The 17477-nt window shown below is 61.6% G+C and carries 12 protein-coding genes and 1 pseudogene; 8 read left to right on the top strand and 5 right to left on the bottom strand.

Annotated features, from left to right (window positions below):
* Nucleotides 1-33 precede the first annotated feature (33 nt).
* From KHC28_RS06205 to KHC28_RS06195, 3 genes and pseudogenes are all read left to right on the top strand, one after another.
* Nucleotides 34-1251, top strand: a complete 1218-nt coding sequence (locus KHC28_RS06205) for a mandelate racemase/muconate lactonizing enzyme family protein (RefSeq protein ID WP_214007480.1) — start codon at nucleotides 34-36, stop codon at nucleotides 1249-1251.
* A 21-nt stretch (nucleotides 1252-1272) separates the two neighbouring features.
* Nucleotides 1273-2175, top strand: a complete 903-nt coding sequence (locus KHC28_RS06200; protein WP_214007479.1) for an SMP-30/gluconolactonase/LRE family protein — start codon at nucleotides 1273-1275, stop codon at nucleotides 2173-2175.
* A gap of 130 nt (nucleotides 2176-2305) precedes the next feature.
* Nucleotides 2306-2422: pseudogene (locus KHC28_RS06195) on the top strand (IS3 family transposase); the annotation flags it as partial.
* Between the two features lie 120 nt (nucleotides 2423-2542).
* Here KHC28_RS06195 and KHC28_RS06190 read toward each other — a convergent pair.
* The gene (locus tag KHC28_RS06190; protein WP_214007478.1) at nucleotides 2543-3691 is read right to left on the bottom strand and encodes a glycosyltransferase family 4 protein; all 1149 of its coding nucleotides are present in this window, start codon (nucleotides 3689-3691) and stop codon (nucleotides 2543-2545) included.
* Nucleotides 3692-3938: 247 nt separating this feature from the next.
* On the opposite strand from KHC28_RS06190, the gene KHC28_RS06185 reads away from it, so the two are divergent.
* Nucleotides 3939-5108: a glycosyltransferase family 4 protein gene (locus tag KHC28_RS06185; RefSeq protein ID WP_214007477.1), complete on the top strand. Its 1170-nt coding sequence runs from the start codon at nucleotides 3939-3941 to the stop codon at nucleotides 5106-5108.
* A 32-nt stretch (nucleotides 5109-5140) separates the two neighbouring features.
* Here the strand turns inward: KHC28_RS06185 and KHC28_RS06180 are convergent, their stop codons facing one another.
* Nucleotides 5141-6280, bottom strand: coding sequence for a glycosyltransferase (locus KHC28_RS06180; RefSeq protein WP_214007592.1), 1140 nt, complete (start codon nucleotides 6278-6280; stop codon nucleotides 5141-5143).
* Between the two features lie 418 nt (nucleotides 6281-6698).
* On the opposite strand from KHC28_RS06180, the gene KHC28_RS06175 reads away from it, so the two are divergent.
* Together KHC28_RS06175 and KHC28_RS06170 are read left to right on the top strand one after the other, a co-directional pair.
* Nucleotides 6699-7574, top strand: a complete 876-nt coding sequence (locus KHC28_RS06175) for a glycosyltransferase family 2 protein (RefSeq protein ID WP_214007476.1) — start codon at nucleotides 6699-6701, stop codon at nucleotides 7572-7574.
* 124 nt (nucleotides 7575-7698) lie between these two features.
* Complete coding sequence (locus tag KHC28_RS06170) at nucleotides 7699-8997, top strand: polysaccharide biosynthesis/export family protein (protein WP_214007475.1); 1299 nt, start codon at nucleotides 7699-7701, stop codon at nucleotides 8995-8997.
* Between the two features lie 466 nt (nucleotides 8998-9463).
* Here KHC28_RS06170 and KHC28_RS06165 read toward each other — a convergent pair whose 3' ends face one another.
* Nucleotides 9464-10303, bottom strand: a complete 840-nt coding sequence (locus KHC28_RS06165) for a Hint domain-containing protein (RefSeq protein ID WP_214007474.1) — start codon at nucleotides 10301-10303, stop codon at nucleotides 9464-9466.
* Nucleotides 10304-10772: 469 nt separating this feature from the next.
* Here KHC28_RS06165 and KHC28_RS06160 point away from each other — a divergent pair, with 469 nt between their 5' ends.
* Nucleotides 10773-11741 (top strand): crotonase/enoyl-CoA hydratase family protein, encoded by a 969-nt coding sequence (locus KHC28_RS06160; RefSeq protein WP_214007473.1) that lies wholly within the window; start codon nucleotides 10773-10775, stop codon nucleotides 11739-11741.
* Nucleotides 11742-11791: 50 nt separating this feature from the next.
* Here KHC28_RS06160 and KHC28_RS06155 read toward each other — a convergent pair whose 3' ends face one another.
* Nucleotides 11792-14284 carry a hybrid sensor histidine kinase/response regulator gene (locus KHC28_RS06155; protein ID WP_214007472.1) on the bottom strand — a complete coding sequence of 831 codons (2493 nt, stop codon included), beginning with the start codon at nucleotides 14282-14284 and terminating at the stop codon, nucleotides 11792-11794.
* Entirely contained in the window at nucleotides 14268-16439 is a 2172-nt protein-coding gene (locus tag KHC28_RS06150) for an EAL domain-containing response regulator (RefSeq protein ID WP_214007471.1), read from the bottom strand. The genes KHC28_RS06155 and KHC28_RS06150 overlap by 17 nt, the downstream gene beginning before the upstream one ends.
* Nucleotides 16440-16959: 520 nt before the next feature.
* On the opposite strand from KHC28_RS06150, the gene KHC28_RS06145 reads away from it, so the two are divergent.
* The gene (locus tag KHC28_RS06145) at nucleotides 16960-17184 is read left to right on the top strand and encodes a hypothetical protein (RefSeq protein WP_214007470.1); all 225 of its coding nucleotides are present in this window, start codon (nucleotides 16960-16962) and stop codon (nucleotides 17182-17184) included.
* The last annotated feature ends 293 nt before the right edge of the window (nucleotides 17185-17477 follow it).

Raw genomic sequence — 17477 nt, 5'->3', positions numbered from 1 at the left:
CCAACATTCTGCTTTTGAGAGAAGACGCGTCCTATGAAGATCGAAGCCGTCGATTTTTTCTATCTGGCCATGCCCGAGATCACCACCGCGGCTGATGGCAGCCAGGACGCGCTCGTTGTGCGTGTCACCGCCGCCGGCCATGTCGGTTGGGGCGAATGCGAAGCGGCTCCGTTGCCTTCCATCGCCGCCTTCATCTGCCCGATGTCGCACGGCGCCTGCCAGCCGGTCCGAAGCGCCGTGCTCGGCCAGCGGCTCGACGGGCCGCAGGACATCGCCCGCATGGCCGCGCAGGTCGAATATGACAGCATGGACCTGCTGCAGGCCGCGCACACCTGGTCGGGCATCGAGATGGCGCTGTGGGACCTCCTCGGCAAGGCGCGCGGCGAGCCGGTCTGGAAGCTACTGGGCTATGACCATTCCTGTCGCAAGACGCCTTATGCCTCTCAGCTTTTCGGCGACACGCCGCAGGAGACGCTGGAGCGCGGCCGGCGCTCGCGCGCCGATGGGTTTCGGGCCGTGAAATTCGGCTGGGGTCCGATCGGGCGCGGCACGCTGGCGGTGGATGTCGACCATTTCGTCGCCGCTCGCGAGGGACTGGGCGCCGACGGAATCCTCCTCGTCGATGTCGGCCAGATCTTCGGTGAGGATGTCGAGCGAGCGGCGGAGCGCCTTCCGGCCCTCGAGGCGGCGCGCGCCACATGGCTGGAAGAGCCGTTCGCTGCCAGCGCCTATGGCGAATATGCCGCGCTCGCCGCGCGCGGCACGGTGAAAATGGCCGGTGGCGAAGGCGCTCATAATTTCCACATGGCCCGCAACCTCATCGATTTCGGCGGCATCGGTTATGTGCAGATCGATTGCGGGCGCATCGGCGGCATCGGCCCGGCCAAGCGGGTGGCCGACCATGCGCGTGCCAAGGGCGTCACCTATGTGAACCACACCTTCACCTCGAACCTCGCACTGAGCGCCTCGCTCCAGCCCTTCGCCGGCGTAGCCGAGGCCACGCTCTGCGAATTTCCGGTGGCGCTGCAGCCACTCGCGGTGGAGTTGACGGCCAACCACATCGAGCGCGACGGCAATGGCGAGATCGCGGCACCCGAGGCGCCGGGTCTGGGGGTCGAGATCGACCCTGCCGCCCTGGAGCGATACCGGGTCGACGTGGAGATCTCCGTCGGAGGGAGGACCCTGTTTCGCTCACGCGCCGGGGACGATTTCAGCACGGCCGGTGCAACGGCGGTGGACGCGGCGTCCTGAGGCAAGAGGGAAGGGCGGACGATGACCAGCGAACCGACCTCCTCACGCCCGACCTTCCGGGTCGCCGCTGAAACCGGGGATGCACTCGGCGAGTCGCCGCTTTGGCATCCAGTGGATGGCCACCTCTATTGGCTCGACCTCGCCCTCGCCCGCCTGCACCGCAGGGACGGCGAGGGGAGGGTCGAGACCCGCCGGATCGTTCGGCCGCCGCCGCTGGGTGCCATCGTGGCCGGGGAGGCCCCCGGCCGCCTCGTCCTGAGCGCCTCCGACGGCCTGTGGCTGTACGACTGGGCGACGGACGGCATGGAACCGCTCTGCCATCCCGAAGCGCGACGCAGCGGCATCGGCTACAATGATGCCAAGATCGACCGGTGGGGACGCCTGTGGATCGGTACGAGCGATCTCGCCGAGCGCGACCCGAGAGGGGCGCTGTGGTGCTGGGTTCCGGGATCGCCTCCCGTGCTGGCGGATAGCGGCTTCACCGTGGTCAACGGACCGGCCTTCTCGCCGGGCGGAGATGTGCTCTATCTCAGCGACAGTGTTGGACGGCGGATCCTTGCCTATGATCTCGCGCCCGATGTCGTCGGTCTCTGCAACCGCCGGGTTTTCTCCGAGATGGCGATCGACGAGGGATATCCAGACGGACTGACCGTTGACGCCGACGGGGGCGTCTGGGTGGCGCACTGGGATGGCTGGCGGATCACCCGCTTCTCGTCAGAAGGTGACCGCGTGCTTGTGATGCCTTTGCCGGTACCGCGCCTCACGAGTGTTGCCTTTGGAGGGCAGGGGCTGGCTGTTCTTTTCGCGACCAGTGCGCGGCAGGATCTTACGGCTCCGCTGCTGGAAGCGGCCCCGCTCTCCGGCTCGCTCTTCGCCCTGCAAACGGGTTTCGTGGGGATCGCTGAGCAGACATTCAGGGTCTGATGAAAATCCAGTCCGCATTTCTGGGGGCATCGGTCGCTCCGGAGGGAGGGCGCTGTGGTCGGCCATCTGGAACCGCGACACATGCGCGCTGGTGATGATCCCGATGAAACTGAACGAGCGCGGGCCGCTCGACTTCGTTGCCGGTCAGATGACCGACGGCCGGCGCTTCCGGATGCTTGCGGTCGTAGGCGACTGCACCTGGGGAAGCCCGGTACTGGTGGCGGGCACGTCGCTGTCCGGGAGGAGGCAGAGTCTGATGCTAAGCACAGTGAATGGCTCCGCGTCTGCCCCCGCCGTTCAGCCCACTCGAGAGCTAAAATAAAGTCGCCGGGACGGACTCGCAGCTGGATAGAAATTGGAGGCAACGTCAGTCGATCTCGGCCATGAGTGTTAGATATGCAACGGCAACGCGCCGCCAGTTGAATTCATTCGCTCGCTTGCGGCCAGCGGAGGAGAAACGTTGGTGCAACTCAGGTGACGCGAGCAGCCGAGCGATCGCGGAGATCCAAGCCGTGGTATCATCTGGATCGGCGAACAGGGCAGCACTGCCACAAACCTCGGGTAAACAGGGGGATGTGGACGCAACGACCGGGCACCCCCACATCATCGCTTCTACCGCCGGAAGACCGAAGCCTTCCGCCCGAGAAGGGAGCAGGAAGCAAAGCGCTCGCGAAAGGGCAGCGGCGAAATCGTCGTCGCTGATCCGGCCGAGTACACGCACATTTTGCGCGCCCGACATCCGCAGGCGCTCGGTGAGTTCTGCGTCGAGCTCACCCATGATCATCATGTCGACGCCGATCACTTCTAGTGGCTGGGCAAGACGCAGGAGCAATTCCGGGTTCTTGTGGACCTGGTTGCGCAGCAGGCACAGCACGAAAGGACGTGTCGTTCCAAAATCCTGGTGGGAGCGTTCCGGGCGCCAGCCCTTCGCATGATCGGCGCCGTTATAAGTGACGACGATCTTCTCTGCCGGCGCCACGCCATGGCGCACCAGTTCGTCGCGCGACAGATTCGATACGGTCGTGATAGCGCTCGCTCTTCGGCCCAACACGGGAAGGATGACACGGTGCGCCCACCGAAAGCCGCGTGAATAGCTGTGCGGCGATGTAAGCGTCTGCACGTCATGGATGCAGGCGACCTGTCGGCGCACCATCACCGGCGCCAGATTGCAGAAGCTGAGAAGGCCGCCCCTCACATGCCTCGGCAGCTGTAGCTGAACCCAGAATTGCGGCAACCTCGGCCGAGAATATTCGGGAGCTATCTGCGTGGCTATGGCCTGCAATGGCAGCGGGTCGGTAGGGGGGCGAGGAGCGACAAGATTGAGACGCAGATTCCGTGTCAACGGATGCTTCTCGATCACGAGCGCATCGAGCGCCAGCGTAACCTCGCGCGCATAACGAGCCACGCCCATGGGACTGAGCGTGGTGAAATCGCCATTGATGGTCCAGTGCCGGACGGCGGCGGGGTCCCGTGCTTCGCGGGGCCGGTCGAGTTCGTCGCGATAAGGTCGGAACATGAATTGCGCCGTTTCGTTGCGGTGGGGTAGACGCCCTGTCTCCGGCACGATCCTCTCAACTCGAACCGTCTGGCCTGCCGGCACATTGAGCCAGGCTGCACGCCAAAACGGTAGTTCGCGCCACCGAACGAACGTACGCGGCTCCTTTGGTCAGCCTTCCAACACCTTCGTTGTGCGGCGTCGGAAATGCCGCACCTGCACAATGACGGGCAGGACACGGGTGGCCAGGAATGTCGCGAGGATGGTCATGAGACGTCACTGGGCCATCAATGGTCGTTTTCTGACCCAAAAGGTCACAGGCGTGCAACGTTACGCTAGCGAGATCGTCCAGGCGCTGGACCGCAAGATTGCCGCCGCCGAGCCGTTGGCGCAGAATCTCGATGTCGAGCTGGTTGTACCAGCCGGTACGGTGGCGCTTCCTAAATTGTCGGCCATTCGTCTGCGCCATAGTGGCCCGGTTCGCGGGCCTTTCGCATCCGGTCATCTCTGGGAGCAATTTGCCCTACCTCGAGGATTGCGAGGGGGCCTGCTCAGCCTTGGTAACAGCGGTCCCGTCTGTCACCGCAAGCAGATTGCGTGCATCCACGATGTGAATACCCGCAGCTTTCCTGCGAGCTATTCGCTGCCGTTTCGGCTGCTACAACTGGCTATGGTTCCGCTTCTTGGCCGATTGTCGAAGATGATTGCGACTGTATCTCAGCATTCGGCCAATGAATTGGTGGGGCGCGAGTTGTGCGCATCATCCAAACTCATGGTCGCGCCGAATGGATACGAGCATGCCTTGCAATGGCAGGGTCGGCACAGCGAGGCCACACTTTCCGTGGCGGGGCCGGACACGGTTGTCCTCGTCGGTAGTCCAGCCCCTCACAAGAACATGTCCTTGCTGCTCGGCATCGCCGATAAACTGGCAGCCGAAAGCCTGCGGCTCGCCATTGTCGGTCAGGTCGATCCGCATGTTCTTCACCACGATGGCGTAGCCGTCTCGGCAGGGAATGTGCACTGGCTTGGGCGGCTGCCAGACGAAGCCCTCACGGCGCTCTTGCAGGATTCGCTTTGTCTGGCGTTTCCTTCCTTTACCGAAGGCTTTGGCCTTCCGCTCCTGGAAGCGATGACGATAGGATGCGCGGTGGTGACGTCGGATCGGGCAAGCATGCCGGAGGTGTGCGGACATGCTGCGCTCTATGCCTCTCCCACCGATCCCGAAGCCTGGCTGGACCGCCTCAGGCGGCTAAAGCGTGAGCCCGGCTTGCGCGCCCGACTGATTGCCGCCGGGCGTCTACGCGCTACCCGATTTTCGTGGAACGACTCCGCGCAGGCATATCTGCAGGCGATGGCGTTCGTAGATGGTCTGACGGCTCCGGAGGCGAACATACTCTCCATGGTACCCAACCATGCGGAACAAGCGGCACTCGCCTGAGCACCTTCGGTGGTTTATTGGACGTGCCGCGCTCAACGGCACATGTTAACCGCCATCTCTACAGCCCGTCCGATCTCCAGCCGGAAGCGCTCCGGCGAGAAGCGAGTCGCGTTGAGCCGGCATGCTACCGGCGAAATCTCGCGCTCTCGGCGTTCGAACTGCTCGACCGCTTCCCGCACCGCCTCAACGGTTTGCTGCTTGAAGAGCAGACCAGTGGGATTCGAAGCGCCGCCTAGCGGTTGCACGATGTCACGGGCACCGCCCCGGTCGAATGCGATTACCGGTGTGCCATAGGCTTGGGCTTCAGCCATTGCGATGCCGAAATCCTCGCAACCCGCGAAGAGCAGCGCCCTAGCTTGACCGACGGCGGCGACGTAGTCGAGGCGGGGCAAGTATCCCGCGAATTCGATATTGTCGCCCGTGGCCAACGAACGGAGGGAGCGTGCTTGCTGGCCATCGCCAACTACCAGAAGCTTCCGGCCTGGCATGTCGTTGAAAGCACGAATGACGAGATCTGTGCGCTTGTAAGGGGCGAGAAACGAAGCCGTTACATAGTAATCATCTTTTTTTGCAATGAATTCACGGCCGGAATGATCCATCGGAACGGGAGGATGCACCACCTGTGCGTCTCGCCCGTAGATGCGCCGGATCCGATCTCTCACATAGCATGAGTTCGCCAGCATCACATCTGGCCCATGCGCCGTGCGGGTATCCCAGATCCGCAGATTATGGAGCATGTGCCGAAACAGCAGCCCCTTCGGGCCATAGCCCAGCCGACCCTCGCTCAGATAGGAGAACTGTTCGTCCCAAGCATAGCGGACCGGGCTGTGCACGTAGCACACATGCGGCTGATCGGGTCGAGTCAGGACACCTCGCGCAAACGCTGCCGATGACGTGATGACGGCATCATACTCGGTCACATTGAACTGTTCGATCAGGAACGGGCAGAGAAAGAAGAGTGATCTGTAATAGCGTCTTACACCAGGCAATTGGTTGGCGACCGACGTGTGGAATGAAATATCAGGAAAGAATTCGTTTTTCACCTCGGGGGATAAAAAGTCGAACAACGTGTAAACGTCCCTTCCCCCCATGATCTTGCAGAGCTCGGCCAATACACGTTCGCCCCCCCGGAACGAGGGGCACCAGTCATGTACAATGGCGACGCGGCCCATACCGGTCTGCGTTGATGTGTCGAGTCTGAAAGGAGCGGCCAGCTCAGCTGTTTCGACCGCACGAATTGGGGAGGCAGCGACAGGCAGATCGACCGCAACGTCGCTCATGTGTCGTCACTCGCTTGATGGAGGGGCTCAAACCGCACGGAGCGTTCATCCGGAGCGTACATCCGACGGTCCGCATCGAAATGGCGAAGTGAGGTGCCGCGCGGGCGAAATCGTTTTGCTACCAATCGCTGTTCGTGTGCGTCTTGCACCTATTGGCGGGCCTTAGTCCTTTGGAGGAACGTCCTTAGCCGAATTGATGCCGATGGCATCGCCTGCCTCGCGCCTCCCGGCTTTCGTGTCTGCCTATCTTTCGCGATGAACGTTCACCCATCGCCGGCCCCCTGGCAGGCTTGAAACGCGAGTGCTCCGCATGAAGCTTGCTGTCGTCATTCCAACGCTGGGACGCAAGGCCGTTGCAAGCCGCCTCCTCTCTCATCTCGAAAGCCAGAGTCGACTGCCCGATCATGTTTTCGTCACGGCACCCGACGAAGGCCATGTCGAGCAAGAGACGTCGCATTCTTATCCGATTTCAATGGTATTCGGTGGTCGAGGATTATGTGCTCAGCGAAATCGCGCTCTATCTCAGTCCATAGGTGGATTCGATATCATCACGTTCTTCGATGATGATTTTGTTCCATCAGACGATTACATAAAAAATGTCGTCGATGAGTTCGAATTACACAATGAATATTCCGTGTTGATGGGGGACGTTCTGTACGATGGCGCGCATGACAAGGCGTGCTCCTTCGAGGAAGCAATCAGGATCTTGCAGCATGCTGCGTCCAGCCCGCCCCCCTTTCACGATCCGGTTGATCATCTCGGCGCATATGGATGCAACATGTCTATCCGGACGAGCGCCATAGGTGCGGTGCGTTTCGACGAAAAGCTGGCGCTTTATGGATGGCAGGAAGATATCGACTTCACAGCACAACTACGCCGGCACGGGCGCGTGGTCCGACTGAGTTCGCTGCGGGGGGTTCATCTCGGCATAAGGAGCGGGCGCGTCAGTGGTGTGCGGTTCGGCTATTCCCAGATGGTGAACCCGGTCTATCTGGCACGCAAAGGTACCATGCCAGTTGGTTTCGCAGCAGACCTGATCTTCCGAAACCTCGCAGCCAACCTGGCCAAAAGCCTGTTTCCCGAACCCCACATCGATAGGCGCGGCAGGCTTAAAGGGAATTTGATCGGCGCCAGGCACCTGATCGCCGGACGGATCGAACCGGAATATGTGCTGGAACTGAAGTGAGATGACCGCTCAACCTCGGATATGCGAATTCTCGGCCCAGTTGTCAGAAGGGCGGCCATCCAAGCCCTCCATGAACGGGGGCTCTGCTCCGCTTGCAGCGACACGGTGGCAGGCCAGCCTCGCCATGGTGCTGCTTTTCCTGTTCACCGGCTCCGCCATGGCAGACGATCCACCACCCGCCGCAGGGGGGCGGGAATACCGCTTGGGTCCCGAGGACAAGATACGGCTCAAAGTGCTGGAGTGGCGCGCCACGCAGGATGAGATCTTCGAATGGACCCCGATGGCCGGAGAGTTTTCCATCAATCCAGAAGGCCGGCTCAACCTGCCACTGATCGGCACCGTCGAGGCGGCCGGCCGCACCTCGAGTGAGATCGGGCGCGAGATCGGCGAGGGCCTGCAGCAACTGATGGGGCTCGTCGAGGCGCCTCGCGTGGCTGTCGAGGTCTCCGAGTTCCGTCCGTTCTACGCTACCGGCGATGTGATGCGACCTGGCCCGTATCCGTATCGTCCGAAGCTTACTGTCTTGCAGGCGATCGCGATCGCCGGCGGAATCCAGCGGCCCGCCGACGCTGGTCTGCTCCGTCTGGGACGCGATGTCATTGCCGGCCAGGGCGAACTCATTCTGCTGGGGCAGGAGCGCGATGCGCTGCGCGCCAGGCTCGGTCGCCTGCAATCCGAACTCGACGGGCTAGATAATGTCAGCTTCCCCGCTGAGGTGATGAAGCGCGGCGACGACAGTCGTATTCTCCTGCTGATACGACAGGAGCGCCAGATTTTCGTTGGCCGCCGTGAAGCGATGGTGGCGCAGACTAACGCGCTGGTTCAGCTGAAATCCTTCCTTGAGAAGGAAGCCCAGACGTTGCAAGGGCAGATCGCCGCCCAAGACAGGCAGATGACCCTGGTGAACCAGGAGCTTCAGGCGATCACCGGGCTTGTCGAGAAGGGCTATGCGGTTTCCTCACGGCAACTCGGACTTGAGCGCACCATTGCGCAGATCCAGGGTGACAAGCTGCGGCTGGAGACGGAACTCCTGCGCGTCAGGCAGGATGCAAGCCGGGCCGACATTTCCATGATCGATCTGAAGAACACGCGAACGAACGAACTGACGGCGGAATTGCGCACGACCCAGGCGAAGCTCGATGACACGCTTCAAAAGATAAAGACGGCGCAGCAATTGCTGTACGAAGCCGGAGTGTCGGCGCCCCACCGCTATATCGAGCGTAGTCGGTCGCTTCGCCTCGAGCCAAGCTATGTGATCGTGCGGGGCAGTGGAGCCGAGCTCTCCGAGATGGACGCCACGGAAACAACCCCGATCGAACCTGGCGACACGTTGAAGGTGGGCCTGCCGCTTCCAGAGGAGCCTGGAGATCCTGCCCTGAGTGGCGAGGCGACCGGGATCGAAGCCGCCGAAAACCAGCCCTGAATGCGGATCAGTACCGCATCGGAGGTCGCTGGACCATTCGAGCCCGAGATCAATGTCGCGCTCGTTAGCGCAACATGCAGGAACCGATCACTCAAGAACGGATCGATTGCTTCTGCGCGGCAATCGCGCGTGGTCCTATGCGTTGCAAATCCGGCAGGGTAGTCCACGCGCGATGGCGCTCGCCGTCATGCCGAACAATCGGTTGCTCAAATGTCCGCATCGTTCGCAGCGAAAACGTACGCCGAGATTCCCGCCGGGATTGCCGCCACTTGTTGAATCGGGCAAGTGATAGTGATCGGCTCGCATAATGACGGTCCGCTTTCTCGGCGCGCGAGCAATCTCCATCGGTGCCGACACCATGCCGGGCCTCCATTGCTTCGACATGCCGCCACCCTTCGCAAATGTGAGGCGCTCACTTATCGAGGAAGTGGGTGAAGCTGCCCGTTGGCGGCTTCACCTTGTTGGCTCACGCCGCCGTAGGCTCCGCCAGTCGTCCGCGGATCCGGGCAGGCAACTGACGAGCCGACTTCACCCGCGGGAGGTCGAGCTCAGCGATTGGGGTTTCGGGCGCTTCTTGCCAGTTGTCGAAACTGCGGCGTGTGACATTGTCGACGAAGGTCTCGGCTGGCACCCCTTCGGCCAAGAGGAGCGAATGGTCGTCCAGTTCCACATGGTAGTAGGTGAAAGTCTGGGGCATGTCGGCATGTCGAACGATTGTCGTTCCGTTGACCAGCGCACCCGCCTGAATGAGCAGGCCATCGAGCAACAGCGCATGGTCGGTCGAGACGAAGAGATCGCGGCTGGGAAGGCCATCGCCTAGCGCGCCCGCCGCGATCCTGATTGGCAGGATTCGCAACGGATCGGCGAAGACGGTCGAGACAGTCTGTCGAGCAAGCCAGCGCACGGGCTTGGCGGCGCCCTCCGTCGTGAGGACGAGATCACCGGCTGTCAATGCCTCCACGGCAACGTCGCCAGTCGGCGTAGAAATCATCGTGCCCGCCAGGAAGCAGACGATGAAGGGATCCGTTACGTTAACGCTGACAACGTCACCCGTATGATAAGCGGCTGTCGGTGTGCTGATACCATATACGCCCTGATAAAAGGTCAATATTCCAAGATTGGTATAGCCAATATACGTTTCGTAATATCCGTCTACAAGTATATTTTCTCCAGGGTAGAATGAAGAATCGGGTTGTTCGTCGTTATAAATTGCCGGCCAGGGTATGGGTTCGCTGGTAACCGTAAATGTTTTTGTTTCTTCGTGGTATGAGACATAATTCCAGTAATTAACCTCATATGTCGCCATTTTTATATCCTGATCTGGCCGGAGAAATAAAATATCGCGACATGATCGTTGATTGGTTGCGGGAATTTTTCTCGAAAATTTAATCTAAAATATTTACTCGTTTGAATGTCGTCTCGGTCGTGACCCCTCAATTTTGGTGAAATGCACCCAAACGACGTATCTGAAAAGCGAGTTTGAGGCAGGGCGGATCGCTCTTTCGCGCCACGGCTGCTGTGTTCGACAGGCGTATCAGGCATCAGCCGTGTAGAACGTCCTTCCGTGATCTAAGCGACAATCGCCGTTTCCTCCGCTGGCCAGGATTTGGATCGCGCGCGAACGGACCCGTCCGCATCATTTGAGCGTTAACGATTTGCTAATCCGATAGTTTGTGGCCCTCGCATCAAGTGGCGCGCCTAATGTAGGGCGATCTGTCCTGCGACTTTCATCGCGTGGCAGTCATCGATCCACCCTTCGCAAATGGAGCGACAAGATGCCCGTTATCGACACGATTCATGATGCCGCCATACGTGCTCACGCGACCACCGACACTCCGCACCTCGCCACGGAGAAGGCGATCCGCGCACTGCGCGCTACCGGCTACGACAACCTCCGGCTGGACGTAGACGCCGCGAACGCCATCGGCTGGTGCTTCATGAAGCCCGTCGGCAAGCCGTCCTACACGCATGAGTTGATGGACGACATCAGCCGGATGCAATCGGCGATCACACGAACCTTCGCCGAACTGCCTCGTTCTGCCGCCGCGCCGTTCTCATGGTTCGTCATGGCATCCGACGTGCCGGGAATCTACAATCTGGGCGGCGACCTCGGCCATTTCGCGGAACGGATCCGCACCCGCGACCTCAACGCGATGCGCCACTACGGGCATGTCGCGGTCAAGGCGATCCACCGCAATGCCGTCGCGTTCGACACCCCCGTGGTCACCATCGCCCTGGTGCAGGGAGATGCCCTCGGCGGCGGCTTCGAACACGCGCTGTCCTTCGACCTCATCGTCGCGGAGCGCAGCGCGAAACTCGGCCTGCCGGAGATCCTGTTCAACATGTTCCCCGGCATGGGCGCCTACAGCTTCCTGTCGCGGCGCATGGATCGCGACAAGGCCGAAGCGCTCATTCTCTCCGGCCGCATCCACACGGCCGAAGAACTGCATGCCATGGGCGTGGTCGATATCCTGGCCGAGGATGGACAGGGGCGGCAGGCGGTGATCGACTATGTCGCGCGTCACAACCGCAAGCACAATGCCCATCACGCCATGTATCGGGCACGCCGGCGCGTCAATCCGATCACGCTCGAGGAACTCATCGACGTCGTCGACATCTGGGCCGAAGCTGCGCTCAACCTGACCGAAGCCGACCTCAGAAAGATGGACCGGCTCTGCACGGCGCAAAACCGGCGGCTCGCAGCGCTCGCGGCACCGATGCCCCTGCTCACGGCGGCCGAATAATGCCGCGCAACGCACAACCCGGCGGGCCCTGTGCCCGCCGGGTTGTGCCCTCAGCTAAGACCCAACATACGCTCCGAACACGCCCGCATGACGTCCCGCGTCCGGTGCAGTTCCTCATCTGCCTGCCGCTGGAGCTCGGCGGCCCCGGCGCGGAGTTCCTGTGCCCGCAACTCCCGCCATGGCAGGCAGAAGGTACCGAGAGCGAGGGCGCCGACATTGGCGGAACTGCTCTGCAAGGCATGAGCCTCGTTGCGAAACGCCAGCAAGTCCCCACGCTCCGCCGTCTCCACCAGCCGGCGGAGAATGACTTCGGCGTCCAGCAGATAATCCTCCATCAGCTCGGTCGCGAACCGGGCACCACCGAGCTGGCGGAGACTTTCAATGGCCCGGTCGTCCAAAGCCGATACGGCGGCCTCTTTCGCATCCGCGAGCCGCGGCACCGGTATCCAAGCCGCTCCCGTCTTTCTTGCCAGGCGATCGACCGCTGCCAGCAGGGCGGAGGGTTCGATAGGCTTGATGAGGCAGGCGTCCATTCCGGCCTGGCGCCAACGTTGATCGCCTTGCGCCGTCGCATCCGCCGTCAGCCCGACGATCGGCAGACGGTCGGCCCCTGTCGCCATCATCCGATAGAGCTTGGAAGCTTCCAACCCATCGGTGTCGGGCATGTTGAAGTCCATCAGCACAAGGTCGATCTCGTCGGCTCGCTCGGCCAGTACGTCGAGCGCCTGCTCCCCGCTCTCCACGACCAGGACGGAATGGCCGGCACCCTCGAGAATGCGGCGAAACACCTTCTGATTTATGCGATTGTCATCCGCCAGCAGGAGATGTCGCGGCTGGCTTGCCAGCGATCGCGGCGCCTCGGTTACCTGGCCGGTGGAACGAGCCGCGATCCGGCATGCCACGGTCAACGCCCGCCGGAGCTCCGCGACGGTAGGGCTGTCGCCCAGCAGGCTGGCGCATGAATGGCGCGTCTCCATGTCGGAAAGGCCGGCCCCGGCCCCCGGCCGAATGAGCAGGGGCCTGGAGGAACTGGACGAGGCGGGAGCGGGGAGCGGCAGAAGGCGCGTGTCCGGCTCGAACAGCACACGGATGGCCCCCATCGCATCCGGCGGGAACATGCGCGCCGGGCCAAGCCGGGGATCCACGATGATCGGCGTGATCCCCAGCGAGGACAGGGCTGCCAGAAACGTGGTCAATGGCGAGACGTCGCGGCAGACCAGCGCCACCCCCTGGTCACGCCAGGGCTCCTCACCCGCTAGTTCTTCGTCGGAAACCGGCAAGACGGTGAGGTGGAAACGGAACGTGCTGCCCATTCCCGGCTCACTCTCCACCGCAACGGTCCCGCCCATAAGATGGATGAGCCGACGGACGATCGAAAGCCCGAGGCCGGACCCTCCGAAGCGATTGAGAATGCTGGGATCCGCCTGAGTGAAATCCTCGAAGATGCGGGCCTGATCGGCGAGAGCGATACCGATGCCGGTATCGGACACCTCAACCGTCAGTCGAAGGCTTCCGCTCTCTTCCGGTTCGGCATCCACGGCCAGCGTCACCCCTCCCTGGTGGGTGAACTTGACGGCATTGCCGACCAGATTGATCAGCACTTCATGCAGGTGCTGCCGGCTACCGGACAGGTACAGCGGCGTTCGCGGCGTCACATGAATATCGAAACTCAACCCTCGCTCGCGTGCCTGGCTCTCGACGAGCCGCCGGGCGTCGAGCAGCAGTGCCAGCAGATCGAACGGCCCCTCCGGTACCGGCATCCGGCCGGCCTCGATGCGGGAAAGATCGAGCAGTCCGTCGATGAGCGAGCGCAGGGAGTGCGTGGCCACATCCACCGTCTCCACCATTTCGCGCTGCTCGGGAACCAGCGGCGTTCCCCGCAGCAGCCCGGTCATGCCGACGATAGCGGTGAGCGGCGTGCGCAGCTCGTGGCTCACGCTCGCAAGAAACAGGCTCTTCGCCCGACTGGCCTCCTCGGCAACTTTGGTGGCCTGCGAGAGCTTGCGAATGAGCGTGCCCGAATAGGCCGGCAAGATGACGAGGCCGATGAGCAGACCCGCCGAAAGGTGCCACTGCTCGTACCAGTAGGGTGTCGTCCAGACGACGGCCGCAAAACTCAGGGTGGCGACGGGGATGGCGACGGCCAGTTGAGACAGGCCGAAGCGAAAGCCATTGCCGAAGATGACCCAAAGATAGATCGGGAAGAACAGGGAGGCGATCTCGCCCCCCAGGTGCAGCTGCCAGGACAGAAAGCCGCAATCCAGCAGCAGCGAGAACAGTCTCCGCCCACGCGAGATGCCCGGGAAGAGAACGATGTGTCCGAGCACTCCAAGGGCTAGCGGTATGTAAAGCGCCATGACCCGAAGAGCGTCGCCGACATCGCTGCTGCTGCGGTTCACCAGCAGGACGACGACGATGATGCACGCGAAGACGAGGCGATTGAAGCTCATCTCGTGTTCGCTGTCGGGCCGGTCGCGCAACCGGCCGCCCATCCACCGAAGCGGTTTCGCAACCGCTTCCAGGAGACTAGATCCGACCGACATGCACCCGTCCAGCACCGTCCCTGCACACGCCGGCCCCCTCCGCCTCGCGCGCCAGCAGCCATTCGACGAAGGCATCGGGCGGAATCGGGCGGCTGAAGTAATAACCCTGCACCTCGTCGCAGCCCTCTGCCCGCAGCACGGTGAGATGCGCTTCCTCCTCCACCCCCTCTGCCACCACCTGCAGATTCAGGATGTGCCCGAGATCGATGATGGTCCGGACGATGGCAAGCGCGCGCGGGCCATGAGCGAGATCCCGCACGAAGGAGCTGTCGATCTTGAGACGTTGCAGCGGAAAGTTGCGAATGTAATTCAGCGACGAATAGCCGGTGCCGAAATCGTCGACGGAAAGACTGACGCCGAGCGAGCGCAGCAGTTCCATTTCCGTGACGATCTGCTCATCGTCGCTGATGAGGATTCCCTCGGTCAGCTCCAGCTCCAGCAGATCAGGGCGCAGCCCGGTATCCGCGAGGACCTCGCGCACTAACTCTCCCACTTTCTGGCGCCGGAACTGGATCGGCGACAAATTGACGGCGATCCGTAGCGCGCCCACTCCCGCTGCCTGCCAGGAAACTCCCTGGCGGCACGCTTCCCGTAGGACCCACTCGTTGATCGGCACGATCAGGCCGCTCTCCTCGGCAAGGTTGAGAAACGCATCCGGCCGCAGCAATCCGCGTTGCGGATGCCGCCAGCGCAGCAGCGCTTCCACGCCCACGACGCAGTTGCTGCGCAACTCGATGAGCGGCTGATAGTGAAGCTCGAACTCCTGACGCTTTACCGCACTGCGCAATTCGGTCTCGATCTGCGCTCTCTGGCTCGCACGCGGCGCCATATCAGCCGAGAAAAAGCGCCAGGTCCCTCCGCCGAGCGATTTGGCGAGGTACATGGCCTGGTCGGAGTTCCTCAGCAGTTCATCCGGATCCGCCCCATCCGGGGGCCCGATCGTGACACCGACGCTGGCGCCGATCTTCATCGCCTCGAGATCGTCGTCCTCGGCGGCCAGCATATCGAGAATCGACTGGGCCAGTTGCCCGGCGTCCTCCGGCCCATCAATGTCGGGCTGAAGGACGGCGAACTCGTCGCCTCCCAATCGAGCGACGGTATACCCCGGACGAACCAGCCGCTTCAGGCGTTCCGCCACGTTCTGCAGCAGTCTGTCCCCACGCTGGTGCCCATCGGCGTCGTTCACTGCCTTGAAGCGGTCGAGATCGATGAAGTGCAGCGCGAAATTCTGATCACCCCGGCGGCCGCGCGCGAGTTCTCGACGTAAGTGGTCGCGCAACATCAACCGGTTCGGCAAGCCAGTGAGCGAATCGTGGTTGGCCAGATATTCGAGGCGCCTCTCCGCCTGCCGTCGCTCGGTGATGTCGATCGACGTGTTCAGGATGCTGGTGATTCGGCTCGTACCGTCGTGTAGAGGAGCCTTGCTGGTCAGATAGACGCGGTGCTCGCCCGAGGATGTAACGACCTCTTCCTCGCGTGGGAGCAAAGGGTATCCGGTCTTCAATACCAACTGGTCCAACCTGCGGCTGATGTGCCCCCTTTCCTCCCCGAACAGTGCCTCGACCGAATGGCCCACGAGTTCCGCGGGCATCTTGCCAACGAAGGCGGCCTGATGCGCATTGACGAACACGCAGCGGCCATCGAGATCGACGGCACTGATGAGGGCGGGCACGGTGTCGATCACCTGCGCGAGGGCGTCCCGGCTCTCGCGGAGCAGCAGGTCCGTGGCATTCAGATTCATCTCCAGCTGGTCCGCCCGCTGAGAGATGAGCAGGTGCTGGGCCCGCAGCTTGAGAAGATTGCGTGCCCGCGCGAGAAACTCCACGTGGTCCACGGGACTCAACAGGAAATCCGTCGCTCCCGCTTCCAGCGACGCGACACGATAGCGGCGATCGTCATAGGCAGTGACGACGATGATGGGCAGATCCCGGTGCTGGGGCAGCGCGCGCACGGCGCTGATCAGCGACGCGCCGGTCATCTGCGGCATCCGATAATCCGTGATGATCAGATCGGCCGTGTTCTCCGCCAACCAGTCCAGTGCCTTTCGTCCGTTCTCGAAGGTACGGACGCGAACATCCGCCTGAAGCTGTCGCGACAGTTCCGAATAGATGCGTCGATTTGTCGAACTGTCGTCGATTATCAGTATTTTTGGCATCACTTCTAACGCCTTGGAACGTGAAGCGTATATATTTTTAGAGTTTATAAGATTAATCTATCCAAAATAGAAGTTATCTGGATCGATTTTCTATCCAACTAAGGCTAGATACATCGCTCGTATCGGCCGAACTAGCCGTAAAATCAGCTGGACGAATCAATCCGATACATAGGCGTTATCCCATTGAGGTGCATAAACGCTTCTCTCTTGCCCCTCCCCAGGGTAGACATAGCATGCTTCGAAGCGCGTCGCGAACGTGAGTGGGCGGTTAATATCCGTACGCTCGTTGTGAAATTCGAGAGCCGAACTCGCAAGGGCCGACATGCCCGGTCGCCGCGGTCACTCGAATGGCATTTCGTTCTTACGGATGGTCGCTAAATACCCCATCGGGCATTGCATCGGCGCAATCATAGGGTGGTTGTAGCCTCCTCTGACTAGAGCATGACGCGATGCGTATATCGCAAGCGATTAAAAAACAGAAACAATTCCGGTATCTTTATAAAATGTGGGAGGCTGCCACATGACGCCAAAACGACTGGCTGGTGTTCTTGCCGTGATTGTACTTGCAGGCGGTGACAACGCCCGGAGGCTGGAGATCATCGAGGCCATCGTCAGCTATGACAAAGACCCAGACATGTTTGAATTCATCAGGCTTGCGAAAATTCTCTTCGCGGGCGACGAGCCGGATGTAATTTCCGATGATGAGGCGATGCCTGGGGTCATCGTGCCCCGAATGGCAGCGTAGGCTTGCTGACTTGCTCTCTGAGAAGTGGTCCTGCTCGATGCTGGCTTTTCGAGGGGGCGCGATAGCGCAGAAGGCGCGCGAGCCCGAAGAGGCCGTTGCAGAGCTACGTCAAGTTGACGTCCTGCTTTCGCTGGGTGTTGGTTTGCGGAGGCGCGCCGGTTGATCAAGCCAGCGGCGCCGTGGCCTGCCCCTATTGAGTGGTCCGGTTGGACTCTAATGCATAGTGGGCCTTTCGGCCTGGCTTGATTGGCAGGGCTTCAGGGACAGGATGGCCGCTGGAGCCGGTGGTTTAT

Origin of the sequence: Ancylobacter sonchi, assembly GCF_018390695.1 — a bacterium.
GTDB classification, from domain to species: domain Bacteria; phylum Pseudomonadota; class Alphaproteobacteria; order Rhizobiales; family Xanthobacteraceae; genus Ancylobacter; species Ancylobacter sonchi.
This window is presented reverse-complemented; position numbering and strand designations above follow the sequence as displayed.

Excerpts from the sequence above, each read along its gene's own strand:
- KHC28_RS06205 (WP_214007480.1), top strand. The coding sequence starts at position 34 with ATGAAGATCGAAGCCGTCGATTTTTTCTATCTGGCCATGCCCGAGATC.
- KHC28_RS06200 (WP_214007479.1), top strand. The coding sequence starts at position 1,273 with ATGACCAGCGAACCGACCTCCTCACGCCCGACCTTCCGGGTCGCCGCT.
- KHC28_RS06190 (WP_214007478.1), bottom strand. The coding sequence starts at position 3,691 with ATGTTCCGACCTTATCGCGACGAACTCGACCGGCCCCGCGAAGCACGG.
- KHC28_RS06185 (WP_214007477.1), top strand. The coding sequence starts at position 3,939 with ATGAGACGTCACTGGGCCATCAATGGTCGTTTTCTGACCCAAAAGGTC.
- KHC28_RS06180 (WP_214007592.1), bottom strand. The coding sequence starts at position 6,280 with ATGGGCCGCGTCGCCATTGTACATGACTGGTGCCCCTCGTTCCGGGGG.
- KHC28_RS06175 (WP_214007476.1), top strand. The coding sequence starts at position 6,699 with ATGAAGCTTGCTGTCGTCATTCCAACGCTGGGACGCAAGGCCGTTGCA.
- KHC28_RS06170 (WP_214007475.1), top strand. The coding sequence starts at position 7,699 with ATGGTGCTGCTTTTCCTGTTCACCGGCTCCGCCATGGCAGACGATCCA.
- KHC28_RS06165 (WP_214007474.1), bottom strand. The coding sequence starts at position 10,303 with ATGGCGACATATGAGGTTAATTACTGGAATTATGTCTCATACCACGAA.
- KHC28_RS06160 (WP_214007473.1), top strand. The coding sequence starts at position 10,773 with ATGCCCGTTATCGACACGATTCATGATGCCGCCATACGTGCTCACGCG.
- KHC28_RS06155 (WP_214007472.1), bottom strand. The coding sequence starts at position 14,284 with ATGTCGGTCGGATCTAGTCTCCTGGAAGCGGTTGCGAAACCGCTTCGG.
- KHC28_RS06150 (WP_214007471.1), bottom strand. The coding sequence starts at position 16,439 with ATGCCAAAAATACTGATAATCGACGACAGTTCGACAAATCGACGCATC.
- KHC28_RS06145 (WP_214007470.1), top strand. The coding sequence starts at position 16,960 with ATGACGCCAAAACGACTGGCTGGTGTTCTTGCCGTGATTGTACTTGCA.